Below are 24,288 nucleotides of genomic sequence, written 5' to 3'. Positions count from 1 at the left end.
CACCACCACTATGCGCCCGGCACCGCCCCGCCGGCCGAGTCCTGACGACGGCACGGCGCTCCCCTCCGGGAGCGCCGCCTGGAGGTCACCGGCCCTAGAATTTGCGGGCATAGCCGATCGACAGCACGTTGGCGTCGGCGGCGTCGTTGTCGCGGAACTGCTGGCGCGTGTAGTCAACCCGCACCCCGTTATGGTCATCGAACCTGTACTGGGCTCCGATGCCATAGTTCACGCTGTCGGCGTCGAACTTCGACTCGGCTCCGGCCAGCCGGGTCTTGAACTGGGTGTTGCCGTAGCCGAGCCGCGCCAGCAGATCGAGATTGGGCGTCAGCGGCAGGAAGCCCACGCCGTAGACGGCGGCCGAATGGGTCTGTTCGAAGGTCGAGCGCACGCCGGCGGTGTCAATGTTGTCGTCCTTGACCCCGCCGCTCACTTCGCCTTCGACGCCGAAGTGCGGCGTGAGCTTGACGCCCAGCCGCCCCTGCAGGGTCCCGGTGTCGGCACCGCCGGCGCGCGAGGTGCCGTAGCCCAGGGTGCCGTAGACTTCGGACGAGACGGTCTGGGCCTGGGCCAGGACCGGCAGGGCGGCGACCGACAGGGCGGCCAGGGCCGCCGGCATGAGACTTTTCATGGTTGTACTCCGTTGTACTGATGCCCCTCAGCCCGCCCTGACTAGTCGCGGCTTGCGGCCGCGATGGGACCCGGAGCGGGCCGGTTTGCGGCCGTTGCGTGTCGCTTCAGACATGTCCGGGGCGATTGTGGCCCTGCCGTATCGTTCCCTCCGACTTGCGAAAATCTGCGCCTGTGACCGTCAGGCCGCACGGCCGAGAAGGGATGACGCGCCGCCCGGCCGTGCTATGGATGCCCGGAACGAGAAACAAGACGCGCCTCGCCGCGCGCCAGCGTCATTGGGACCAGTCGCTTGCCTCAAGCCGTCATCGCCGCCACCGGCCTCTACACCCCCCCGCACAGCATCTCGAACACCGAGCTGGTCGAGGCGTTCAACACCTTCGTCGAGCGCTTCAACGCCCGGAATGCTGACGCGATTGCCGCCGGCGACGTGGTCGCCCTGGCCCCGTCGTCGCCCGAGTTCATCGAGAAGGCCTCGGGCATCAAGTCGCGCTTCGTGATGAACAAGGACGGCATCATCGATCCGGAGATCATGCGTCCGGTCATCGCCGAGCGTCCGAACGAGGAGATCTCGATCCTGGCCGAAATGGCGGTGGAAGCCGCAAAACAGGCCATCGCCGCCTGGGGCAAGCCGGTCAGCGAGATCGGCGCGGTGATCTGCGCCGCCTCAAACATGCAGCGGGCCTATCCGGCCATGGCCATCGAGGTGCAGCAGGCCCTGGGCATCGAGGGCTTTGCCTTCGACATGAACGTCGCCTGCTCGTCGGCCACCTTCGGCATCAAGACCGCCGCCGACTTCGTGGCCAGCGGCAGCGCCAAGGCCGTGCTGATGGTCAATCCCGAGATCTGCTCGGGTCACCTGAACTTCCAGGACCGCGACAGCCACTTCATCTTCGGCGACGTCGCCACGGCCGTGATCATCGAAGATGCCGACCAGGCGGTCGGCGGCTGGGAGATCCTCGGCACCCGGCTGAAGACCGTGTTTTCCAACAATATCCGCAACAATTTCGGCTTCCTGAACCGCACGGCGCCGGAAGGCATCGGGGCCAAGGACAAGCTGTTCGTCCAGGAAGGCCGCAAGGTGTTCCGCGAGGTGGTGCCGATGGTCAGCGAGATGATCGTCGAACACGCCGGCGACCTCGGCGTCGATCCCCAGGCCCTCAAGCGCCTGTGGCTGCACCAGGCCAATATCAACATGAACGAGATGATCGGCCGCAAGGTGCTGGGTCGCGACCCGACCCCGGGCGAGAACGTCATCATCCTCGACACCTATGCCAATACCAGCTCGGCCGGCTCGATCATCGCCTTCCACTCGGCCAATGACGACTTCGCGGCCGGCGAGACGGGGCTGATCTGCAGCTTCGGCGCGGGCTATTCGGCCGGCACGGTGTTTGTGCGGAAGCGGTAGGCCGCCGCACGCCGCCCATTTCCCCATCACCGGGCGCAATGGGCGGCCTGCCCCGCGCTTGCCTCTGGCGGCGCGCGGCGCGGCGTATAGAACTGGGACTGTTCCGGATTCCCGAGGCCGCCCATGCGATTCCCTGACCGTCGAAACCTTCTGCTGGGCGCCGGCGCTCTGGTTCTGACCGCCTGCGGCGGCAAGGACGGCAAGGCGGACCAGACCACGGCCCAGCGCGTCGAGGCGACCAAGACCCTGCGCATCGGCCTGGAAGGCACCTATCCGCCGTTCAACTTCCAGGACAAGGACGGGCAGCTGGCCGGCTTCGACGTCGATTTTGCCCGTGCCCTGGCCGAACAGATGGGTCTGAAGGCCGAGTTCAGCCCCTCGCCGTTCGCTGGCCTGCTGGGCGCTTTGGAGTCGCGCCGGATCGACGTCGTCATCAACCAGATCACCATCACCCCCGAGCGGGCGGCCAAGTACGACTTCTCCAAGCCCTATACGGTGTCGGGCATCCAGATCATCACCCTGAAGGGCAAGGGCGGCCCCTACAGCCCCGCCGAACTGGCCGGCAAGAAGGTCGGGGTGGGTCTGGGGACCAATTACGAGAGCTGGCTGCGGGCCAATGTGCCGACGGCGGATGTCCGCACCTATGATGACGACCCGACCAAGTACCAGGACCTCAAGGCCGGGCGCATCGATGCGGTCCTGAATGACCGTCTGGTCGCCGCCGACTTCGTGAAGAGCTCGCCCGAGTTCGTCGCTTCGGGCGCTGCCTTCGCCGCCCAGAACCAGGGCGTGGCGATGCTGAAGGACCCGGCCATGAAGGTGCTGGTCGACCAGGCCATCGATGCCCTGCGGGCCAACGGCAAGCTGGCGACGATCTCGCAGACCTGGTTCGGCGCGGACGTGACGCAATAGGCATGGACGCCACGCTCGACCTGCTGCGGCAGTCTGCGCCGCTGTTGCTTAAGGGGGCGGGCTATACCGTCCTGCTCAGCCTGATCGGCATGGCACTGGGGCTGGTGCTCGGCTTTGGCCTGGCCCTGATGCGGCTGTCGCGCATGGCCCTGCTGCGCTGGCCGGCCGGGGTCTATGTCTCGGCCATTCGCGGCACGCCGCTGCTCGTTCAGCTGTTCCTGATCTATTACGGCCTGCCGCAGTTCGGGATCGAGCTGCCGCCGCTGGTCGCGGCCGGCATCGGCTTTTCGCTGAACATCGCCGCCTATGCCTGCGAGATCCTGCGCAGCGCCATCGCCAATGTCGATCGCGGCCAGTGGGAGGCCGCCACCGTCCTGGGCATGAGCCGGGGCCAGACCCTGCGCCGGGTGATCCTGCCCCAGGCCGCCCGCACCGCCGTGGCCCCCCTGTCCAACAGCTTCATCAGCCTGGTCAAGGACACCTCGCTGGCCGCCACCATCCAGGTGCCGGAACTGTTCCGCCAGACCCAGCTGATCACCGCCCGCACCTTCGAGATCTTCACGATGTATCTGGCGGCGGCGGCGCTCTACTGGATCGTCTCGACCCTGCTGGCCGCCGGCCAGGGCTGGCTGGAACGCCGTGCCGCAGAGGGCCGCCGATGAGCGCCGTCGAGGCCCGGGGGCTGGTCAAGCGGTTCGGCGTCATGCCCGTGCTGCGCGAGATCGATCTCGACGTCGCTGCGGGCGAGGTGGTGGCCATCATCGGGCCCAGCGGCTCGGGCAAGAGCACCCTGCTCCGCTGCCTGGCCGGGCTGGAGCTGCTGGACGGCGGCAACCTGCGCATCGCCGGAGTCGAGGCCGCGCCCCGCGCCCCCCTGGCCCGGGCCCTGAACGGTCGCGTCGGTTTCGTGTTTCAGGGCTTCAATCTGTTCCCGCACCGCACCGCCCTCGAAAACGTGATCGAGGGTCCGATCGTGGTGCGACGGCAGTCCAGGGACGCCGCGCGGGCCCGTGGGCTGGCCCTGCTGGACAAGGTCGGCCTGGCCGACCGGGCCCATGCCTATCCGGGTGAACTGTCCGGCGGCCAGCAGCAGCGCTGTGCCATCGCCCGGGCCCTGGCCATGGATCCGGAGGTCATTCTGTTCGATGAACCGACCTCGGCCCTCGACCCGGAACTGGTCGGGGAAGTGCTGTCTGTGATCCGCGATCTGGCCGTTGAGCGGCGAACCCTGCTGATCGTAACCCACCAGATGGACTTCGCCCGCGACGTCGCCGACCGAACGATCTTCATGGATGACGGTGTTATCATTGAACAGGCCCCCTCGCGCGAGCTGTTCGGAGCGCCTAAGGAGGAGCGGACGCGACGATTCCTCGGCAAGGTGGCCGCAACCGGGCCATAATCTGGCCAACGGTACCCTCCAACACCTGGCTGTCGACGCCGCGTGTCCGTCAGGCGAGGTAAAGTGAAACCCTATATCGAACTGAAAGGCGCCACCGGCGCCGTCTACCGCTACAAGCTCGCCGAGGATGCCGATCCCCGGACGACGATCGCCGGCAATTTCGTCTATCTGGACGAGATCGGTACTGTGCTGCTCGCCGGTGAGACCAACAACCTGGTCGGTGCCAACGAGCGCTGGAGCGAGGCGGTCAAGCGGCACCATGCCAAGGCCCTCTACACCCGCCTCAACGTCTCGGGAGCCTCGCGCACCGAAGAGTTCGCCGACATCGTCGCCGCGCTCGACCCGGTCATGAACCGCGAGGCCTGACAAGCCGTCCCCATGGGCGCGCCGCTTCGCTATGCTGAAGCCCATGCGCCCCGAGATTCTCTTTCCCCTGTTCTCGCCGGTCTCCACGCTCAAGGGCGTGGGGCCGCGCGTGGCCCCGCTGGTCGAGCGGGTCGCGGGAAGCCTTGTCCGGGATGTGCTGTTCACCGTCCCGCAAAGCGTGATCCGCCGCAGCCGGGCCACGGCCGATACCGCCGTCGACGGCCAGGTCCAGACCTTCTTCGTCAGTATCGATGCGCACCAGCCGCCGTCCCGCCTGGGCCAGCCCTGGAAGATCCGCACCTGGGACGACACGGGTTTCATCACCCTGACCTGGTTCAAGGGCCATGGCCCGCATCTGGAGCGTCAGCATCCCGTCGGCTCCCGCCGGGCCGTCAGCGGCAAGGTCGAGCGCTTCGGGGTCGAGATCCAGGTCGCGCATCCCGAGTATCTGCTGCCCGAGGAGCGGGCCGACGAGATCCCGCCGTTCGAGCCGGTCTATGCCGCCACGGCCGGACTGCCGTCGCGCACCTTTCGCCGGTTTGCGCTCGAGGCCCTGAGTCGGGCCGCCGAGCTTCCCGAATGGCTCGATCCTGCCTGGCAGGCCCGCGAAGGCTTGCCGTCCTGGCGGGCCGCCTTTGTCACGGCCCACAATCCGGTCGGCGAGGCGGATGTCTCGCCCCTGTCGCCGCATCGACGGCGACTGGCCTATGACGAGCTGCTGGCCCACCAGACCGCCCTGGCCCAGCGCAAGGCCGCCCGCCGGGCCCAGCCCGCGCCGGTTATCCCGGCCAGCGACCTGGCCGACCGCGCCGAGAAGGCCCTGCCCTTCCGCCTGACCGGAGCCCAGATCCGCAGCCTCTCCGAAGTCCGCGGCGATCTCGCCTCCGGCGAGCGCATGAGCCGGCTGCTGCAGGGCGATGTCGGCTCCGGCAAGACCGTGGTGGCCATGCTGGCCGTGGCCGATGCGGCCGGCGCCGGCCTGCAGTCGGCGATCATGGCCCCGACCGAAATCCTCGCCCGCCAGCACTACGAGACCATGGCCGAGCCGCTTGCAAAGCTCGGCCTGTCAGTCATTCTGCTGACCGGGCGCGACAAGGGCGCGGGCCGCGCCGCCAAGCTGGCCGGCCTCGCCGACGGCACCCATGCGGTCGCCATCGGCACCCATGCCCTGTTCCAGGATGATGTGGTCTTCCAGGCGCTGGGCCTGTCGGTGATCGACGAGCAGCACCGGTTCGGCGTCAACGAGCGCCGCCGCCTGCAGGACAAGGGGGCCGGAGACGGCAAGGGCGTCCACCTGCTGGCGATGTCGGCCACCCCGATCCCCCGCACCCTTGAACTGACGGTGTTCGGCGACCTGGACGTCTCGCGTATCGACGAGAAGCCGCCAGGCCGCACGCCGGTCGCCACCCGGGCCGTACCCATGCCGCGCCTGCCCGAGATCGTCGGGCGCCTGAAGGCCGCCGCCGAGGCCGGGGCCCAGGCCTTCTGGATCTGCCCCCTGGTCTCGGAATCCGAAAAGATCGACCTGCGGGCCGCCGAGGACCGCGCCGCCGACCTGCGCCAGATCATCGGCCCGTCGGTCGGTCTGGTGCACGGCCAGATGCCGGTAGCCGAAAAGGACGCGGTCATGCAGGCCTTTGTCGAGGGCAAGGTCTCGGTGCTGGTCGCCACGACCGTCGTCGAGGTCGGGGTCAATGTGCCCAATGCCAGCATCATGGTCATCGAGCAGGCCGAGCGCTTCGGCCTGGCCCAGCTTCACCAGCTTCGCGGCCGCGTCGGCCGGGGCGCGCGGGAAAGCTCGTGCGTGCTGCTCTATGACCTGCCCCTGTCCGACACCGCCCAGCAGCGGCTGGATATCCTGCGCAAGTCCGACGACGGCTTCGAGATCGCCGAAAAGGACCTGCAACTGCGTGGTGGCGGTGACCCGCTGGGTCTGAAACAGAGCGGCTTTCCCGCCTATCGTCTGGCCGATCCGGTGGTCCATCGCGACCTGATCGCCGTCGCCGCCGACGATGCCCGCCTGATCCTGGCCCGGGATCCGGACCTCACCTCGCCCCGTGGCCAGGCGGTGCGGGTGCTGCAGGAACTGTTCGACTGGAAACCGGTCTCGACCCTGCACGACGCAGGATAAGGCCCTCGCTTGAGCGCGCTGGAGCAACTCTCCCCCTCCGGATGCTGCGCATCCTCCTCCCCCACAGGGGGAAGATGACTCCATCTGCCCCCACAGGGGGCGGACGACCTGCGCAGCAGGTCAGGTGGGGGCAAGTGATCTGTCAGCGTCAAAAAGGCGCTCAACCTTTCGGGACGTTGGTATAAACCCGCCCCATGCTGCGCCTGTCCGAACTGAAGCTGCCCCTCGACCATCCCGCCGACGCCATGGCCCCGGCCATCTGCGCCCGGCTGGCTATTTCGCCGGATGACCTGCTCGACTTCACCATCGCCCGCCGGGCCCATGATGCGCGCCGCAAGTCGGCGATCCTGATGGTCTATTCGGTGGATGTGACCGTTCGGGACGAGGCCGGGGTCCTGGCCCGTTTTGCCGGCGATCATCATGTTCGCCCGAGGCCCGATACCGACTATCGCTTCGTCACCCGGATGCCCGATGACTATGCCGGTCCGCGCCCGGTCGTGGTCGGCGCGGGTCCCTGCGGCCTGTTCGCCGGCCTGATCCTGGCCCAGATGGGCTTCAAGCCGATCATCCTGGATCGCGGCAAGGTCGTGCGCGAGCGTACCAAGGACACCTGGGCCCTGTGGCGACGAAGTGAGCTCAATCCGGAGTCCAACGTCCAGTTCGGCGAAGGCGGGGCCGGCACCTTCTCGGACGGCAAGCTGTACAGCCGGGTCAAGGACCCGCGCCATCTGGGGCGCAAGGTGCTGGAAGAATTCGTCAAGGCCGGTGCCCCGCCCGAGATCCTGACCGAGGCCCATCCCCATATCGGCACCTTCCGCCTGGTGACGATGGTCGAAAGCATGCGCGAGACCATCGAAAGCCTGGGTGGTGAGTACCGCTGGCAGCACAAGGTCGAGGAGATCGACGTGGCGACCGCCGCCGAAGGATCGCGCAAGATCAAGGGTTTGAAGCTCTCGAACGGCGACTACCTGGCCGCCGAACATGTGGTCCTGGCCGTCGGCCACAGCGCCCGCGACACCTTCGAGATGCTGTACGACAAGGGCGTCGAGATCGAGGCCAAGCCGTTCTCGATCGGGGTGCGGATCGAGCATCCCCAGTCCTGGATGGACAAGGCCCGGTTCGGCGACTGCGCCGGTCACCCGGACCTTGGGGCCGCAGACTACAGCCTGTCGCACCACTGCTCGAACGGCCGCACGGTCTACAGCTTCTGCATGTGCCCCGGCGGCACGGTGGTGGCGGCGACCTCGGAGCCCGGCCGTGTGGTGACCAACGGCATGAGCCAGTATTCGCGCAACGAGCGGAACGCCAATTCAGGCTTCGTGGTCGGGATCGATCCCGAGCGCGACTATCCGGGCCATCCGCTGGCCGGAGTCGAGTTCCAGCGCAAATGGGAGTCGCTCGCCTATCTGGCCGGCGGCTCGACCTATGCCGCGCCGGGCCAGAAGGTCGGCGATTTCCTGGCCGGGCGGCCGTCCACCGAACTGGGCGTGGTGGCCCCGTCCTACAAGCCGGGCATACACCTGACCGATCTCAGCCAGTGCCTGCCCGATTTCGCCATCGCCGCCATGCGCGAGGCCCTGCCCGTCTTCGGACGGCAGATCGCCGGCTATGACCATCCCGACGTGCTGCTGACCGGGGTCGAGACCCGCACCTCCTCGCCGATCCGCATCACGCGCGGCGACGACTTCCAGAGCCTGAACACGGCCGGCCTGTTCCCGGCCGGCGAAGGCGCGGGCTATGCCGGGGGCATTCTCTCGGCCGCGATTGACGGCATCAAGGTCGCCGAAGCCGTGGCGAAGGCCTACGCCCTCAAGACCTAGTGCGCGGCCGCACCCTTGCGGTGATGCCAAAGGTGCAGCAGTCCGGCGATCACGCCACCGATGACCAGGCCGACGACGGCCGAGCCGAGGGCAAAGGCCAGCCAGCCGGTGACGGGCCCTATGACCGGAACGCCATGCGCCCAGTGCGAGAAGCCTTCCACCCAGTGCGGGATCGGCGTCAGGTGGAAGCGCTCCAGACCATGGACGATGATCCCGCCGCCGACCCACAGCATGGCGGCCGTGCCGATCACGGTCAGGGCCTCCATGGTGACCGGCATCGCCTTGACGAGACCCCGTCCCAGGCCACGCAGGCCGGCATTGTTGCCCTTGGCCAGATGCAGGCCGATGTCGTCCATCTTCACGATCAGGCCGACCACGCCATAAACACCCGCCGTGATCAGCAGACCGACCAGGGCCAGGGCTGCGGCCTGCACGAGCAGCGGCTTGTCAGCGACGTCCGCGAGGGCAATGGCCATGATCTCGCCGGACAGGATCAGGTCGGTCCGGATCGCGCCATTGACCTTCTCGTTCTCAAGCTCGCGACCACTGAGGGCCAGTTCCTCGACCGCTTCGCCTTCATGTTCGGGCGTGAACGCCTCAAGGATCTTCTCGGTGGCCTCAAAGGCAAGATAGGCCCCGCCGACCATCAGGATCGGTGTCACCGCCCAGGGCGCGAAGGCACTGAGCAGGAGCGCCCCGGGCAGCAGGAACAGGAACTTGTTCCGCAACGACCCCATGGCGATCTTCCAGACGATCGGCAATTCGCGGTCGGGCGTGAAGCCCATCGCATAGCCCGGCGTTACGGCCGTATCGTCCACCACCACCCCGACGGCCTTGGTCCCGGCCTTGCCGGCTGCCCCAGCGACATCGTCCAGCGAGGCCGCAGCGATCTTGGTGATGCCGGCGACGTCATCCAGCAGGGCGGCGAGACCAGAAGGCATGGGGAAACCTCGGCAGGGGCAGAACAGGCGATTGGCGCGCAAGGTGTGGTGATCCGCGCCGAATGTCGACCGGGACCCGTGTGGTTGTCCTCCTAAAGCCCTTGCGTGACGCTGGGTGAGCACTGGAAGCCTGTGCCCATGGACATCGCCGCCGCCCTCGCCCGCCTTGCGCCGCGCCTTTCAGTGAGCGCCACAAGCGCCCGGAACGCCCATCGGCTGTCGGGCGGAGCGAGCCTGGAAACCTGGGCCTTCGATCTGGATGACGGCACGCCCCTGATCCTCCGGCGCCGGCCCGACAACGCCCCGCCGCGCGACACCGCCCAGCCCCTTGCGCATGAGGCGGCCCTGATCCGGGCCGCGGCCGCGACCGGCGCGCCGGTCCCGGTCGTCGTCCATGTCTGCGAGCCGTCCGACGGCCTCGGTGAGGCCTATGTCATGGGCCGGCTGGAGGGCGAGACGCTGGGCAAGCGCATCGTCCGCGGCGCGGCCTTTGAGACCGTCCGCCAAGGTCTGGCACACCGCTGCGGCCAGGTCCTGGCCCGGATCCATGCGACGCCGCCTGAAACCCTGCCGGCCCTGACCACCTCGGACGCCCTTGGCGAACTGGCCCGCTATGAGGCCATCTATCGCCAGACCGAGGCCTGGCGGCCGACCTTCGAGGCCGCTTTCCGCCAGCTGGAGCGCCTCGCGCCCCGCTCCGACCAGCCGGTTCTGGTGCATGGTGATTTTCGCAACGGCAATCTGATGATCCATCCAACCGGGGGTCTGGTGGGCGTCCTCGACTGGGAACTGGCTCATCTGGGCGATCCGGCCGAGGACCTGGGCTGGATCTGCGTCAACTCCTGGCGTTTTGGCCAGTGGCGCAAGCCGGTCGGCGGCTTCGGCGACTATCAGGCCCTGCTGGACGGCTATGCCGAAGCCGGCGGCGGCGAAATCCCCCTGTCCCGCCTGCAGTTCTGGCAGGCCCTGGGCTCGCTGAAATGGGGCGTCATGTGCCTGATGATGTACGCCAGCTTCGCCACGGGGGCAGACCCGTCGATCGAGCGGGCGATGATCGGCCGCCGGGTCAGCGAGACCGAAATCGACCTCGTCCACCTGCTGGAGGTGATGGCATGATCACCTGTCCCACCGCCGCCGAGCTGCGTGAGGGGCTCGACCGCTTTGACCGGCTGGACGACGGCGACGGCCGCCATGCTTTCCTGGCCCGGGTGGCCGACAACGCCCGGGCGCTGCTGGCCCGAGAAGCCGAGCTGGGCGCCGCCGCCGAGGCCGGCGAGCAGGCCAGGCTCAGCGCCCTGCTTGGGCGGGACGGCGATGTCCAGACCCTGAACCGCCTGCTGTGCGAGGCCCTGGCGGCGGGAACGCTGTCTCCGACCGATCCGGCGGTTATGGCCCATCTGCGCGCCACCGCCATCGACCGGATCGCCATCGACCAGCCCACCTATTGCGGGTTGGAGGCCCTGCTGGTCACCCGGGCCTGAGCGTCGGCCTCGATGTCGGCATAGAACAGGTTGTAGCCGTCGACCTTGTGCCGGTCGGCCCAGGAGCCGGCATCGCGCAGGGCGGTCGATTTGGGCCGGCCGGTGTGCAGCACCCCGTCCTCGCACTGGGCCCAGACCTGCCGCTGCAGGAAGGCCGGACGCGCGCCCCACTCCAGGCCCGTGGCATTGGCGGCCCCGAGGTTCAGTCGGGCGGGTGCCCGCATCTCGGCCGTCCCGCCCAATAGCGGATTGAAGCACAGGGCCTTGCGGCCGTTGAGGTCGATCAGCTGGTCGCTGTCGTCCCAGATCAGCGACCTGTGGCTCAGGGCCTGCAGGCGCTGGAAGTCGCCCTCTTCGCTGGACGCCCAGGCGGCCACGCAGCCGGTCCGGGTCGGGGCGTCGCAGGCCGGCAGGACCGCCATCGGCCCATATTCGTCGGCCGGCACTACCGTCTCGATCAGATAGGCCGCCACCAGCCGGCGCTTGACCAGCGGGTCGCTGCCGACCTCGTCGCGCAACAGGCGCGCGGCCATCGACCCGCCCTGCTCGACCCCGACCAGGATGAAGGGCCGGCCCCGGTTGTACTGACTCAGATAGAGCCGGAAGGCGGTGCGGACGTCGCCATAGGCGAAGCGACGGGCCTCGCGGGCATCATCGCGCAGGGTCAGATAGGTGTAGAGGCTGGCCTGCCGGTAGCGCGGGGCGAACACCCGGCCGACGCGATAGAACGGTCCGGCATAGTTGGGCAGCACCACCCGCGACAGAAAGCGCTGCGCCTTCGGCTGGTCGATGGCCCCGTTCCAGTCCTGGCCGCCGTCGAAGGTGGTGGGGTGGACGAAGAAGACGTCGACCGGCGGCTCGCCCGGCGCGGGCCGCGCGGGCAGCCTCGGCAGCAGGGCCCAGGCGGCGGGCCGCGCATAGTCCGGAGCCGGCGGCGGCTTGTAGGCCAGGAACGGCACCTTGGGGTCCAGGGCATTGCTGAGGATGTCGTAACGCCAGACAAAGGCCGCCGCGACCAGCAGGCCGGTCAGCAGCACCGCCCCGGCGAAGATCCAGCGTTTGAAGCCCTTGAAGCGCTCAGCCATACGTCGTGGTTACACCAAGCGCTCCGGCCCGCGATAGCCGAAAATCACGACTATTCCACGCGCCGGAGGCCCGCAGGATCAGGCCCCCTCCTGCCCGATGATCGCCACCGAACAGACATTGCTGGCCGGCGCACCACCCAGATTGTGGGTCATGCCGAACACCGGATCCTTCAGCTGCCGGGGACCGGCCCGGCCCTGCAGCTGCAGGTACATCTCGTAGAGCATCCGCAGACCCGACGCGCCGATCGGATGGCCGAAGCACTTCAGCCCGCCGTCAATCTGGCAGGGCACCCCGCCGTCGGCGTCGTAGAAGCCGTCCATCACGTCACGCCAGCCCTGCCCCTCGGGCGAGATGAACAGGTCCTCCATCGTCACCAGCTCGGTGATCGAGAAGCAGTCATGCACCTCGATCATCGAGATCTGCTCGCGCGGCCGCTCGATGCCGGCCTCGCGATAGGCCTTGCCGGCCGCAATGCGGGCCGTGTGGAAATGGCTGCCGTCCCAGCCGTTGTACTGGCTCTCATAGCCGTTGGAGACCGACAGCTGCAGCGCCTTGACCATGGTCAGGTTCTTCTTGCCCATCGCCCTGGCGATCTCCGGCGTGGTGACGATGGCGCAGGCCGCCCCGTCCGAGACGCCGCAGCAGTCGAACAGGCCCAGCGGCTCGGCGATCATCGGGGCGTTCAGCACCTGGTCCACCGTGATCGGCTTCTGCAGGTGGGCCTTGCTGTTCTTGGCCCCGTTGGCGTGGCTCTTGACCGAGACATGGGCGATGGCGCGCTTCAGGTCGTCCTTCGACACCCCGTGCTTGGCCCGGTAGGCGCTGGCCAGCTGGGCGAAATTGCCCGGGGCCGAGCCGTTGGGCATGACCTGCGGCGTCAGGGTGCCGGGATTGGCGACCGGCAGGCCGCCATAGCCGGTGTCTTTCAGCTTCTCGACGCCCAGGGCGATGGCGATATCGGCCGCCCCCGAAGCCACGGCATATACCGCGCCCCGGAAGGCTTCAGAACCCGAAGCGCAGAAGTTCTCCACCCGGGTCACGGCGATATTGGGCAGGCGCAGGGCGATCGACATCGGCGTGCCGCCCTTGCCCGTACCCATCTCGTCGACATGGGTCGAGAACCAGGCCGCGTCCAGCTGGCTGGGTTCAATACCGGCGTCGCTCATGGCCTCAATATAGGCCTCGACCATCAGGTCGTCGGGACCGGCGTCCCAGCGCTCGCCGAACTTGCTGCAGCCCATCCCGAGGATGGCGACCTTGTCGCGAATGCCCTTGGCCATGGTGGTCTCTCCTATTCGGCTGCGACGGCGGTTTGAGCGGCCTGGGCGGAACGGTCCGGCGCGGCCTTCCAGAAATAGCGGACGAAGCCGCGCTTCTCGTCGACGTCCTTGATCCGGAACACCATCTTGACCGGCAGGCCGGTGTCGACGTCGCCGGGCGACACGTCGGTGATGTCCATCATGATCCGGCCGCCGCCTTCGAAGACGATCATGCCGTAGTGGTTGGGCGGGGCCATCGAGAAGGTCAGGTAGTCGGCCGAGTAGCTGAGCACGCTCGCGCGACGCTCGGCGAAACGGTACGGCTCCTGGGTATCGACTGCCGGATTGTTGGGGGCCACCGAGATGCGGGTGCGGGGAAACTGCACGACCCCGGTCTCGCGGCAGCGACCGCCGACCAGGCCCAGGATCATGTCCTCGTTGCGATAGAGGGTGGTCAGGGCGGTCTTGTTGTCCTTCTCGGCCCGCATGCCCTTGTCCCATTCGACAAGGCCATTGAAGGTCAGGAACTTCATGTAGTTGGTCTCTTCCTGGCGATCGGCCAGCGAACCGCTGACGCCGCGGGCCGGACGGGTACCCTGCCCCGTGGCCCGGAACACCAGCGCCTCGGCCCCCTGGCCAAACTGGGCCACGACGATGATCTCGCCGGCCTGGGCCTGCTCCAGGGCATGAGCCAAAAGGATCGGACCATGGGCACAGCCGGCTTCGCCCATCACGGCAGCCAGGTTGTCACGCACCGCCTCGGGCCGGATGCCCAGCCCCTTGGCCAGGGTCGCGGCCATGCCGGCAAAGGTCGAGGGGAAGCAGAAGTGCGCCACGTCCGATGCGGCCACGCCCGCCGCCTCAAGGGCCCGCTTCACGGCCGGCGGCACCAGCTTGACGATGCCCTCGTCGCGGATCCAGCGCTCTTCCCACGCATAGTCGAAGCCGCCGTCATTGCCTCGGAAGTGGTCGACGAAATCATCCGTCACACTGCCCCGACCCAGCAGTTCAGCCGCGCCGGCGTCTGCGGTCACCACAAAGGCCGCCGCGCCGTCACCGCAGTCCAGTTCCAGCGCCGAGGCCGCGCGTGTCCGGCGATGTTCACCCGCCGTCACGAGCGCGGCCCGGGCCACCCCGCCCTGCACGGCTGCCAGGGCCTGGCCCAGGGCGGTCAGACCGCAACGCTGCGAACCGGTGACGTCGCTGGCGCTGATGGACTTCTCGAGAGTCAGGGCCGCCGAAACGATGCCGGCATTCAGCCGGTCGGCAAAAGGGGCTGTCGTGGAGGCAAAATAGAGGGCGTCGATCTGGCTGCGGTCATCGGCGGTGCCGAGCGCATCGCGGGCAGCCTCGACGGCCATGGTCAGGGCGTCCTCGTCCCAGTTGGCCATGGAACGCTCGCCCTTGCCCTTGGACCTCAGGTTCGGGGCGACCCAGGCATTAGCCTCGACCACCGCCCTGCGGCTCAGACGTAGACGCGGCGCATAGGCGCCCCAGGCGGCGATGCCGACCATGTTCCGATCACTCCCTGACGTCGGCTGACCCGACTTGTCAGGGGCAGATTAGGCGCGGTGGTGGGACCGGCAAGTGTGACGTGGCGGCAGTTTCGCGCTCAAGCCCATCCGTTTCCGCAAGAGCGGGATGGACGGTAAGGGCTCACCGGTACGGATCGTCCGTATTCAGATAGCCGGCCACATAGTCCTGGACCCCGTCCTCCAGCGACGCCATCGGCGCGGTATAGCCGGCCTCGCGTAGCCGGCTCATATCGGCCTGGGTGAAGTACTGGTACTTGCCCTGCAGCACTTCGGGCATGTCGATATAGCTGATGTCCGGAGCCCGTCCGATCGCCCGGAACGTCGCCTCGGCCAGGTCCTTGAAGCTGCGCGCCGCACCGGAGCCCAGATTGTAGACGCCGTTGACCTGCGGATTGTCCGACAGCCAGCCGACCACATCGGCGACGTCCCGCACATAGACGAAGTCACGCAGCTGGCCGCCGTCCTCATAGTCGGGATTATGCGACTTGAAGAGCTTCACGCCCTCGCCGGCCGCGACCCGGGGCCAGATCTGGCAGACCACCGACTTCATGCCGCCCTTGTGGTCCTCGTTCGGGCCATAGACGTTGAAGAACTTCAGCCCCGCCCACTGCAGCGGGGCCCGACCGCGCGCCGCCTCGCGAACGGCATAGATGTCGAACAGCGCCTTGGACCAGCCATAGGCGTTCAGGGGCCGCAGGGCTTTCAGCGACTCGATGTCGTCCTTGCCGTCGAACCCCAGCGTTCCGTCGCCATAGGTCGCCGCCGAGGAGGCATAGATCATCCGCCGGCCATGGCGCGCGCACCAGTCCCACAGGTCACGGGACAGGCTGAAGTTCGAGTGGATGATCTTGTCGGCGTCGGGCTCCGTCGTGGACGAGACCGCGCCCATATGGATGACCAGCTCCACGTCCTCGCCGCGCCGGCCCAGCCAGTCGAACAGGACCTCCGGGGCCACGAAGTCGGCGATGGGATGCTTGGCGATGTTGCGCCACTTGCCCAGGGCTGCATCGCGCAGGCGGTCGCAGACCACCACATCAATGGCCGGATCCTCGCACAGCCGCGCGACGATGTTGGAGCCGATGAAGCCGGCGCCGCCGGTGACGAGGACGGTGCGACGGGTCATCGGATCAGGCCGCGCGCTTGGTCAGGGCGTCGTATTCGAGGAGGTTGGCGACCAGGGCCTCGAACTGGCTCATCGGAACCATGTTCGGGCCGTCCGATGGGGCGTTGTCGGGATCGGGGTGGGTTTCCATGAAGACGCAGGCCACGCCGATCGAGACCGCCGCCCGGGCCAGGACCGGCACGAACTCACGCTGGCCACCGGACGAGCCGCCCAGACCGCCGGGCTGCTGCACGCTGTGGGTGGCGTCGAAGACCACCGGGCAGCCGATCTCCTTCATGATCGGCAGGCTGCGCATGTCGCTGACCAGGGTGTTGTAGCCGAACGACACGCCGCGCTCGCAGGCCATGACATTGGGATTGCCCGCGCCCGTCACCTTGGCGATGACGTTCTTCATGTCCCACGGAGCCAGGAACTGGCCCTTCTTGATATTGATCGCCCGGCCGGTCGCCGCAGCGGCCAGCAGCAGGTCGGTCTGGCGGCACAGGAAGGCCGGGATCTGGATCACGTCGACGGCCTCGGCGACCGGCGCGCAGTGGCTGATCTCGTGGACGTCGGTCAGGGTCGGCAGGCCGGTGACCTCGCGGATCTCCTGGAAGATCGGCAGGCTGTCATGCAGCCCGATGCCGCGCTGGGCGTTGGCCGAGGTGCGATTGGCCTTGTCGTACGAGGTCTTGTAGATCATTCCCACGCCGAGGCGCGCTGCCATCTCCTTGAGGGCATGAGCCGTTTCCAGCGCGTGCTGGCGACTCTCCATCTGGCAGGGCCCGGCAATGATCGAGAGACGCTCGCCATTGCCGATGCGGACAGGCGTACCGGTCGGGGTCTTGACCTCGACAACGGCATTGGGGGCTACGGCTTGGGGCTGACTCAAGGCAAGGCTTCCGGCGAGTGATGAATTCAGGCCAGACAGGTGGCCCCAGAAGCGGAACGGTGCAAGTGCGGATCGACATCCAAGGCGACGGACCCCTCCTGGTGTGGCTTCGCAAGGACCTGCGTCTGGCCGACAACCCGGCCCTTGAGGCAGCCCTGGCCACCGGCCGGGCGGTGGTCCCGGTCTACATCCTCGACGAAACGCCGGGCATCCGCCCGATGGGCGGGGCTTCTCTCTGGTGGCTGGACAAGTCGCTGCAGGCCCTGTCAGCCGACATCGCGGCTCGCGACGGACAGCTGATCCTGCGGCGCGGCCGGGCGGCTGCGGTGCTGGACGATCTGATCGCGCAGACCGGGGCCACGGGCGTGGTCTGGAACCGGCTCTATGACAAGGCCACCACCGACCGCGACGCAAAGATCAAGGCCGACCTGAAGGCCCGGGGTCTGGCTTGCGAAAGCTTCAATGCCGGCCTGCTCAACGAGCCCTGGACGGTGAAGAACGGCTCGGGGGAAGGCTACAAGGTCTTTACCCCCTACTGGCGGGCGGCCCGCGAGCACATTGCCGACCTCCATGTGACCCAGGCACCGGCCGCCCTGCCCGCTCCACTCAACCCACCGGCTAGCGACCGGCTGGCCGACTGGGGCCTGCATCCCTCAAAGCCCGACTGGTCCGGCGGCTTTTCGCTCTGGACGCCCGGCGAGGCCGGTGCGGCCGAGCGGCTGCAGCAGTTCCTGGCCGGCAAGGTGCTGAACTATGCCGACCAGCGCGACATTCCGGGGGTCGAGGTCACCTCGCGCCTGTCGCCGCACCTGCATTTCGGCGAGATCGGCCCGCGTCAGGTCTGGGCCGCGACCCGGGCCGCGATCGCGGCGGGCCAGGTCCCGGCCGCACAGGGCGACAAGTTTCTGTCCGAGATCGGCTGGCGGGAATTCAACCATTCCATCCTGTTCCACCGGCCCGACATCACCACCGCCAATTTCCGGCCGGAGTTCGACGCCTTTCCCTGGAACCGCGACGACGCGGCCTTCACCGCCTGGACCCGGGGCCAGACCGGCTATCCGATCGTCGATGCCGGCATGCGCGAGCTGTGGACCACCGGCTTCATGCACAACCGCGTGCGGATGATCGTGGCCTCGTTCCTGGTCAAGCACCTGCTGATCGACTGGCGCGACGGCGAGGCCTGGTTCTGGGACACCCTGGTCGATGCCGACCTGCCCAACAATGTCGGCAACTGGCAGTGGACCGCCGGCAGCGGGGCCGACGCCGCCCCCTACTTCCGCATCTTCAACCCCATCACCCAGGGCGAGAAGTTCGACCCGCGCGGCGTCTATGTCCGGCGCTGGGTGCCGGAACTCGCCAGCCTGCCGGACGCTGTTATCCACAAGCCCTGGACGGCCCCGACGCATCTCAGCATCACCGCCAAGCGTATCTACGCTCGACCGATCGTTGATCACGCCTTTGCCCGCGAACGGGCTCTGGCCGCCTATCAGAGCCTGAAGGGCGGCTGACAGGATTTACGACCCCGGTCACGCGAGCCTTAATAGCTGGAATGAACATGCGGACCGCCATGACCTACTCGGACACAGTGCTCTGGAAAGATCCCGCCCTGAAGAGCGCCCCGGGCGCCTTCCGGGCTGTCGTGCGCATTGCGGCTGAAAACTGGGCCATCGGCTCGCTGGTCTTCATCCTGCCCTCGGGCAAGCGGTTCGAGATCGCCGGCAAGGAGCCCGGGCCCCATGCGGTCATCCAGGTCCGTGACTACCGTTTCGTGCGCCGCGCCCTGGCCGCCGGCGACATCGGCTTTGCCGAAGGCTTCATGGCCGGAGAATGGGAAACCCCGGACCTGACGACGGTGCTGGAGGCGTTTTCCCTGAACTTCGACCGCCTGCACGAACTGGTCGAGGGCAATGGCGTGATGCGGGTGTTCAACGCCCTGCTCCACCTGTTCAACCGCAATGACCGCAAGGGCTCGCGCAAGAACATCCATGCCCATTACGACCTGGGCAATGCCTTCTATTCGCGCTGGCTGGACCCCAGCATGACCTATTCGTCGGCCCTCTTTGAGCATCCGGGCCAGTCCCTGGTCGAGGCCCAGACCGCAAAATATGCCGCCCTGGCCCGCACCCTGGAGCTTCGTCCCGATCACCATGTGCTGGAGATCGGCTGCGGCTGGGGCGGCTTTGCGGAGTTCGCGGCCAAAGAGGTCGGCGCGCGCGTCACCGCGATCACCATCTCGCGGGCCCAGCACGACTTCGCCCGCCAGCGCCTGTTCGAGGCCGGGCTCGCCGAGAAGGCCGACATCCAGCTGATCGACTATCGCGACGTGCAGGGCCGCTTTGACCGCGTGGCCTCGATCGAGATGTTCGAAGCCGTCGGCGAGGAGTACTGGCCGACCTATTTCGGCAAGGTCCAGGACGTCCTGGTCCCCGGCGGCCGGGCCGGGCTGCAGATCATCACCATCCGCGACGAGCTGTTCGAGCACTATCGGACCCAGACCGACTTCATCCAGCGCTACATCTTTCCGGGCGGCATGCTGCCCAGCGAGGAGCGGCTCAGGGCCCAGACCGACCAGGCGGGCCTCGCCTGGACCGGGATCCACCGGTTCGGCCAGAACTATGCCGACACCCTGGCCCAGTGGGCCGTGCGCTTCGAGGCCGCCTGGGACGACATCAAGGGGCTGGGCTTCGACGAGCGCTTCCGCCGCCTGTGGCGGTTCTATCTCAGCTATTGCGAGGCGGGCTTCCGCACGGAACGCACCAATGTGATCCAGCTGGGCCTCAGCAAGGCCTAGACGTTTCGCCTTCGCGTCATGACCTTGGGTGTGCCTAGATAGTCAAAAGCACAACGAGGTCGCGCCCCATGAACCTCTACACCATGGTCCTGGATTTCCACGGGGGGACCTACATCACCCAGTTCGACGCGCCGACGGCGGTTGATGCGGTCACCGCCTGGTGCGGCGAACTCCAGGACGAGCAGCTGCTGGGCGAGGTGTCGTCCGACGTCGCTGAGGGCATCATGGTCGACGCGGTCGAGAACCGGCTGGTCGAGGTCGAGGGCCTGCACAATGTCTGGTGCGCCGCCACCACGGCCGGTGGGCCGCTGGCCCTGCTGAACGTGATCGAGACGCACACCGGCGCCGGCTAGACCCCCATCGCCCTGCGCGTCGCCGCCGCCTTGGCCCGGAAGGCGACGCGCTCGGCCTCGGGCATTTTCGACAGGGTCTTCAGCGGCATCATCATCCGGCCCAGCCCGGCCAGCTGCCGTTCATGGCGGTCGATGAAGTCCCAGTAGAGGGCGTTGAACGGACAGGCGCTGGCGCCCAGCCGGTCCTTGACGTCATAGCGACAGCCTTTGCAGTAGTCGCTCATGCGGTCGATATAAGCCCCGCTGGCGGCGTAGGGCTTTGACCCGACGATGCCGCCGTCGGCAAAGGTGGCCATGCCGCGCGTATTGGGCATCTCGACCCACTCATAGGCGTCGGCGAACACCACCATGTACCAGTCGTCCACCGCGTCGGGGTGCACGCCCAGCAGCATGGCGAGGTTGCCCGTCACCATCAGACGCTGGATGTGATGGGCATAGGCATGGTCACGGACCGCCGTCACCGCATCGGCCACGCAGGCCATGTCGGTCTGTCCGGTCCAGTAGAAGGCCGGCAGCTTACCCTGGGCGTCGAGCGCATTGCGCTGGCCGTACTCCGGCATCTTCAGCCAGTAGACGCCGCGCACGAACTCGCGCCAGCCGAGGATCTGGCGGATGAAGCCCTCCACCGCGTTCAGCGGCGCGCGCCCCTCGCGCCAGGCCGCCTCGGCCCGGCGACAGATGGCCAGCGGATCCAGCAGGCCGATATTGAGGGCCGGCGAGATCAGGCTGTGCCACAGGAACGGCCGCCCCCAGCTCATGGCGTCCTGCCAGTCACCGAAGCCGGCCAGCATGTCGTCGAAAAAGTGGTCGAGGACCGCTGCAGCCTCATCGGGATTGGTCGGCCAGCCAAAGCCGTCGGCGGTTCCGAAATGATCCTCAAAGCCGGCTGCGACCCTCGCCATCACCGCCTGGGTGACCGGATTGGGCGGCGTGCGCAGGCGCTGGGGCGGTCTCACCCCGGCCGGCAGCTTGCGGCGGTTCTCGGCGTCATAGTTCCACTGCCCGCCCGCCGGCTTGTCGCCGTCCATCAGCAGGCCGGTCTTGCGGCGCATCTCGCGGTAAAAATACTCCATCCGCAGTTCCTTGCGGCCCTCGGCCCAGGCCGCGAACTCCTGGCGCGAGCACAGGAAACGGTCGTCCTCACGGGTCTCGACCGGCACGGACAGGGTATCGGCCAGGGCCAGAAGATGGGCCTCCAGGCTCCACTTGCCGCAGGCCGTCCGGATCACCCGGCCCAGCCCCGCCTCGTCTAGGGCCCGGCGGATCTCGCCGGAAATCGAGCCGGTATTGGCCGGGTCGTCGAGGGTCACGTAGCGAACCTGGATGCCCCGGGCCCGCAGCCGGTCGGCAAACTGCCGCATGGCTGACCAGACCAGGACCAGCTTCTGCTTGTGGTGCTTCCAGGCCGTGGCCTCGGCGACCGACTCGGTCATCAGCACCAGATCGTTGGCCGCATCGAGCCCGGCGAGGGCCGAAAGGCTGTCGCTCAGCTGGTCGCCCAGGACGAGACGCAAGGCCCCCTGCCCCCGGTTCATGCGAGACTGTCCATCTGCTGAGGCCTGCCTTCAGGAAAACTGGGCTTGCAACGCTGCCCTCAGGCACGATCTACCATGCGTCACCGCCTTTGCAGCCAGAAGCGTTCCCAGAACCCGCCATGTCCGTAAAATCCAGCGTCCTGGACGCCATCGGCAATACGCCCCTGATCCGCCTCAACCGCGCCAGCGAGGCGACCGGCTGCGAGATCCTCGGCAAGGCCGAGTTCATGAACCCCGGCCAGTCGGTCAAGGACCGCGCCGCCCTCGGCATCATCCGCGACGCCGAAGCGCGTGGCCTGCTTAAGCCCGGCGGCCGCATCGTCGAGGGCACGGCCGGCAATACCGGCATCGGCCTGGCCATGGTCGCCTCGGCCCTCGGCTACAAGACGACCATCGTCATCCCCCGCACCCAGAGCCAGGAAAAGAAGGACGCCATCCGCCTGCTCGGGGCCGAGCTGGTCGAAGTGGACGCCGTTCCCTACTCCAATCCCGACAACTATGTCCGCTATTCGGGCCGTCTGGCCGAAGACCTGGCCGCCACCGAGCCCAACGGCGTGATCTGGGCCAACCAGTTCGACAATGTCGCCAACCGCCAGGCCCACTACCTCAGCACCGGTCCGGAAATCTTCGACCAGACAGAGGGCAAGGTCGACGGCTTCATCTGCGCCATCGGCTCGGGCGGCACCCTGGCCGGGGTCGCCCAGGCCCTGCGCGAGCGCAAGCCGTCGGTGAAGATCGGCCTCGCCGACCCCTACGGAGCCTCGCTCTACAGCTGGTACAAGGACGGCGAGCTGAAGGCCGAGGGAACCTCGATCAGTGAGGGCATCGGCCAGGGCCGGATCACCGCCAATCTGGAAGGCCTGGTCGTCGACCACCCCTTCCGTATCGACGACACCGAGATGCTGAACGTGGTCTTCGACCTCGTGCAGCACGAGGGGATATGTCTGGGCGGCTCATCGGGCATCAATGTCGCCGGGGCCATCCACATGGCCCGCGCCATGGGCCCCGGCCACACCATCGTGACCATCCTCTGCGACCACGGCTCGCGCTACCAGAGCAAGATCTTCAACCGCGCCTTCCTTGAGGAAAAGGGCCTGCCGGCTCCGGGCTGGATGTAGGATGAGCAGACCAGAAGATTTTGAGTTTCTTCCGCCCTATCTGCTCGAGTTGATGAAGCATCGAGCGGTTGGCGTGGCTTGGCCCGTCAACGCTATTCCAGCAGTCATCGAGGCCACTCGAAGCGCAGGGCGGATCAATCTCGGTGGCGATCTTCAAGTCGCGGGCTCCGAAGGCGTGTGGGAGTCTGCAAACCAAGGCCTTTGGGTCTTTCCGGCTGAGCTTGCCCAGGCGAACGCGCAGGCTGCTGAAGTCGCGGCTGAAATCGCCCTGAGCAAGTTCCTGGGTCTCTGGAACAGCGGGGCGTTTCTCGACGAGGCTGTGGCAGGGTGTCCCGACCTCGCAGGCCAATCGTTTCAAGCAGTGCTTGAGCGGCTCGATTTCAGTTGGAGTATCCAGACCGCTTAAGGGCCAGGGTGCCCTTGCCCTGCGCCGCCGATCCCGCGATCCTGCCGGCCTCAAAACTGGGGCGAGTCAGACCCCGAAAGGCCGTGCCATGCCCATGACCACCGTCGCCGACCCGCTCGTCTCCACCGCCTGGCTGGCCGAGCATCTGGAAGCGCCGGACGTGCGCATCGTCGATGCCTCGTGGTTCATGCCGGGCACGCCGCGTGATCCGAAGGCCGAGTTCCTGCTGGCCCATATTCCGGGCGCAGTGTTCTTCGACATCGACGAGATCGCCGACGAGACTTCCGACCTGCCGCACATGCTGCCCAGCGCCATCAAGTTCGCCTCACGGGTGCGCAAGCTAGGCCTCGGCGACGGCTCGCGGATCGTCGTCTATGACAGCCTGGGCATCCTGCCGGCCGCCCGGGTCTGGTGGACCTTCCGGGCCATGGGCCACGAGGATGTCGTGGTGCTGGACGGCGGACTGCCCAAATGGATCGCCGAGGGTCGTCCAGTCGAGGACGGTCCGGCCCTGGCCCAGGAACGGCATTTCACCCCGCGCCTGCAGGCCGACATCATCCGCTCGGTCGAACAGATGAAGACCGTCGTCGAGACGGGCCGCGAGCAGATCATCGACGCCCGTCCGGCGGGCCGCTTCACCGGCGAAACCCCCGAACCCCGTGCGGGTCTGCGCGGCGGCCACATGCCCGGGGCCCGCAATATTCCGCTCGCGGCCATGATCGCCCCGGACGGCACCCTGCTGAGCGCCGAAAAGCTGGCTCCGGTGTTCGAGGCGGCGGGGGTCGATCTGGCCCGCCCGATCGTCTCGACCTGCGGATCGGGCATCACCGCCTCGGTCGTCGCCCTGGCCCTAGCCCGCCTCGGCCGACCGCGCACGGCGGTCTATGACGGCTCCTGGACCGAATGGGGCGGCCGCGACGATACCGCCGTGGTGACCGGCGAGGCCTGATCGGGCGGAGCCGAAGGGGCTTCAACCGGCCAGCGCCGCAAGCCCCTACCTGACCGGCTGTCGCCGGTCGTCCGCCCCCGGCGGGGGCGGACAAGATCATCTTCCCCCTCCGGGGGAAGACGGTCGCGAAGCGACCCGCAGGGGGCAAGTGTCTCACGTATCCACCGTCATTCC

23 protein-coding genes are annotated in these 24,288 nt (G+C 67.7%); 15 read left to right on the top strand and 8 right to left on the bottom strand.

All coding sequences use genetic code 11. From position 1 onward, the window contains the following. Nucleotides 1-94 precede the first annotated feature (94 nt). Complete coding sequence (locus DBR10_RS03955; RefSeq protein WP_108503939.1) at nucleotides 95-631, bottom strand: porin family protein; 537 nt, start codon at nucleotides 629-631, stop codon at nucleotides 95-97. A 291-nt stretch (nucleotides 632-922) separates the two neighbouring features. Here DBR10_RS03955 and DBR10_RS03950 point away from each other — a divergent pair, with 291 nt between their 5' ends. The 7 genes from DBR10_RS03950 (at nucleotide 923) to DBR10_RS03920 (ending at nucleotide 8,666) form a co-directional block, all read left to right on the top strand. Further along, nucleotides 923-2,038, top strand: coding sequence for a beta-ketoacyl-ACP synthase III (locus tag DBR10_RS03950; RefSeq protein WP_108556149.1), 1,116 nt, complete (start codon nucleotides 923-925; stop codon nucleotides 2,036-2,038). Between the two features lie 123 nt (nucleotides 2,039-2,161). Beyond that, entirely contained in the window at nucleotides 2,162-2,950 is a 789-nt protein-coding gene (tcyJ, locus tag DBR10_RS03945) for a cystine ABC transporter substrate-binding protein (RefSeq protein ID WP_108505025.1), read from the top strand. A gap of 2 nt (nucleotides 2,951-2,952) precedes the next feature. Next, the gene (tcyL, locus tag DBR10_RS03940) at nucleotides 2,953-3,612 is read left to right on the top strand and encodes a cystine ABC transporter permease (RefSeq protein ID WP_108505026.1); all 660 of its coding nucleotides are present in this window, start codon (nucleotides 2,953-2,955) and stop codon (nucleotides 3,610-3,612) included. After that, nucleotides 3,609-4,349 (top strand): amino acid ABC transporter ATP-binding protein, encoded by a 741-nt coding sequence (locus tag DBR10_RS03935; protein ID WP_108505027.1) that lies wholly within the window; start codon nucleotides 3,609-3,611, stop codon nucleotides 4,347-4,349. The genes tcyL and DBR10_RS03935 overlap by 4 nt, the downstream gene beginning before the upstream one ends. Nucleotides 4,350-4,412: 63 nt before the next feature. After that, nucleotides 4,413-4,715, top strand: coding sequence for a hypothetical protein (locus DBR10_RS03930; RefSeq protein ID WP_108505028.1), 303 nt, complete (start codon nucleotides 4,413-4,415; stop codon nucleotides 4,713-4,715). A 43-nt stretch (nucleotides 4,716-4,758) separates the two neighbouring features. Next, nucleotides 4,759-6,846 (top strand): ATP-dependent DNA helicase RecG, encoded by a 2,088-nt coding sequence (recG, locus tag DBR10_RS03925; RefSeq protein ID WP_108505033.1) that lies wholly within the window; start codon nucleotides 4,759-4,761, stop codon nucleotides 6,844-6,846. A gap of 194 nt (nucleotides 6,847-7,040) precedes the next feature. Then, complete coding sequence (locus DBR10_RS03920; protein ID WP_108505029.1) at nucleotides 7,041-8,666, top strand: NAD(P)/FAD-dependent oxidoreductase; 1,626 nt, start codon at nucleotides 7,041-7,043, stop codon at nucleotides 8,664-8,666. Here the strand turns inward: DBR10_RS03920 and DBR10_RS03915 are convergent. Then, nucleotides 8,663-9,607, bottom strand: coding sequence for a DUF808 domain-containing protein (locus DBR10_RS03915; protein ID WP_108505030.1), 945 nt, complete (start codon nucleotides 9,605-9,607; stop codon nucleotides 8,663-8,665). The two genes, DBR10_RS03920 and DBR10_RS03915, sit on opposite strands and share 4 nt — an antisense overlap. Before the next feature lie 138 nt (nucleotides 9,608-9,745). On the opposite strand from DBR10_RS03915, the gene DBR10_RS03910 reads away from it, so the two are divergent. Further along, nucleotides 9,746-10,723: a phosphotransferase family protein gene (locus DBR10_RS03910; protein ID WP_108505031.1), complete on the top strand. Its 978-nt coding sequence runs from the start codon at nucleotides 9,746-9,748 to the stop codon at nucleotides 10,721-10,723. Then, complete coding sequence (locus tag DBR10_RS03905) at nucleotides 10,720-11,088, top strand: DUF6285 domain-containing protein (protein WP_108505032.1); 369 nt, start codon at nucleotides 10,720-10,722, stop codon at nucleotides 11,086-11,088. Before DBR10_RS03910 ends, DBR10_RS03905 begins: the two co-directional genes overlap by 4 nt. Here DBR10_RS03905 and DBR10_RS03900 read toward each other — a convergent pair. From DBR10_RS03900 to kdsA, 5 genes are all read right to left on the bottom strand, one after another. After that, nucleotides 11,049-12,173, bottom strand: a complete 1,125-nt coding sequence (locus DBR10_RS03900) for a DUF3089 domain-containing protein (RefSeq protein WP_108556148.1) — start codon at nucleotides 12,171-12,173, stop codon at nucleotides 11,049-11,051. The two genes, DBR10_RS03905 and DBR10_RS03900, sit on opposite strands and share 40 nt — an antisense overlap. Nucleotides 12,174-12,251: 78 nt before the next feature. Beyond that, nucleotides 12,252-13,454: an acetyl-CoA acetyltransferase gene (locus DBR10_RS03895; RefSeq protein WP_108506147.1), complete on the bottom strand. Its 1,203-nt coding sequence runs from the start codon at nucleotides 13,452-13,454 to the stop codon at nucleotides 12,252-12,254. An 11-nt stretch (nucleotides 13,455-13,465) separates the two neighbouring features. Then, nucleotides 13,466-14,947, bottom strand: coding sequence for a hydroxymethylglutaryl-CoA synthase family protein (locus DBR10_RS03890; protein ID WP_108506146.1), 1,482 nt, complete (start codon nucleotides 14,945-14,947; stop codon nucleotides 13,466-13,468). A gap of 142 nt (nucleotides 14,948-15,089) precedes the next feature. After that, nucleotides 15,090-16,091 carry an ADP-glyceromanno-heptose 6-epimerase gene (gene rfaD / locus DBR10_RS03885; RefSeq protein ID WP_108490075.1) on the bottom strand — a complete coding sequence of 334 codons (1,002 nt, stop codon included), beginning with the start codon at nucleotides 16,089-16,091 and terminating at the stop codon, nucleotides 15,090-15,092. A gap of 4 nt (nucleotides 16,092-16,095) precedes the next feature. Then, nucleotides 16,096-16,962, bottom strand: coding sequence for a 3-deoxy-8-phosphooctulonate synthase (kdsA, locus tag DBR10_RS03880; RefSeq protein WP_108506145.1), 867 nt, complete (start codon nucleotides 16,960-16,962; stop codon nucleotides 16,096-16,098). Between the two features lie 59 nt (nucleotides 16,963-17,021). Here kdsA and DBR10_RS03875 point away from each other — a divergent pair, with 59 nt between their 5' ends. The 3 genes from DBR10_RS03875 to DBR10_RS03865 all read left to right on the top strand — a co-directional run bounded on the left by DBR10_RS03875 (nucleotide 17,022) and on the right by DBR10_RS03865 (nucleotide 20,106). Then, nucleotides 17,022-18,470 carry a cryptochrome/photolyase family protein gene (locus tag DBR10_RS03875; RefSeq protein WP_369831759.1) on the top strand — a complete coding sequence of 483 codons (1,449 nt, stop codon included), beginning with the start codon at nucleotides 17,022-17,024 and terminating at the stop codon, nucleotides 18,468-18,470. Nucleotides 18,471-18,517: 47 nt separating this feature from the next. Then, nucleotides 18,518-19,753 carry an SAM-dependent methyltransferase gene (locus DBR10_RS03870; protein ID WP_233243251.1) on the top strand — a complete coding sequence of 412 codons (1,236 nt, stop codon included), beginning with the start codon at nucleotides 18,518-18,520 and terminating at the stop codon, nucleotides 19,751-19,753. Between the two features lie 68 nt (nucleotides 19,754-19,821). Then, nucleotides 19,822-20,106, top strand: a complete 285-nt coding sequence (locus DBR10_RS03865) for a hypothetical protein (RefSeq protein WP_108506143.1) — start codon at nucleotides 19,822-19,824, stop codon at nucleotides 20,104-20,106. Here DBR10_RS03865 and DBR10_RS03860 read toward each other — a convergent pair. Beyond that, complete coding sequence (locus DBR10_RS03860) at nucleotides 20,103-21,641, bottom strand: cryptochrome/photolyase family protein (protein WP_108506142.1); 1,539 nt, start codon at nucleotides 21,639-21,641, stop codon at nucleotides 20,103-20,105. The two genes, DBR10_RS03865 and DBR10_RS03860, sit on opposite strands and share 4 nt — an antisense overlap. 119 nt (nucleotides 21,642-21,760) lie before the next feature. On the opposite strand from DBR10_RS03860, the gene DBR10_RS03855 reads away from it, so the two are divergent. The 3 genes from DBR10_RS03855 to sseA all read left to right on the top strand — a co-directional run bounded on the left by DBR10_RS03855 (nucleotide 21,761) and on the right by sseA (nucleotide 24,114). Then, nucleotides 21,761-22,759, top strand: a complete 999-nt coding sequence (locus DBR10_RS03855) for a cysteine synthase A (protein ID WP_108506141.1) — start codon at nucleotides 21,761-21,763, stop codon at nucleotides 22,757-22,759. A gap of 1 nt (nucleotide 22,760) precedes the next feature. Beyond that, complete coding sequence (locus DBR10_RS03850) at nucleotides 22,761-23,165, top strand: hypothetical protein (protein ID WP_108506140.1); 405 nt, start codon at nucleotides 22,761-22,763, stop codon at nucleotides 23,163-23,165. 94 nt (nucleotides 23,166-23,259) lie between these two features. After that, nucleotides 23,260-24,114 (top strand): 3-mercaptopyruvate sulfurtransferase, encoded by an 855-nt coding sequence (gene sseA / locus DBR10_RS03845; protein ID WP_108506154.1) that lies wholly within the window; start codon nucleotides 23,260-23,262, stop codon nucleotides 24,112-24,114. Nucleotides 24,115-24,288 lie beyond the last annotated feature (174 nt).

Source organism: Caulobacter sp. HMWF025 (assembly GCF_003060965.1).
Classification (GTDB): Bacteria; Pseudomonadota; Alphaproteobacteria; order Caulobacterales; family Caulobacteraceae; genus Caulobacter.
The sequence above is the reverse complement of the archived record's forward strand: the minus strand, read 5'-3'. Positions and strand labels throughout refer to the sequence as shown.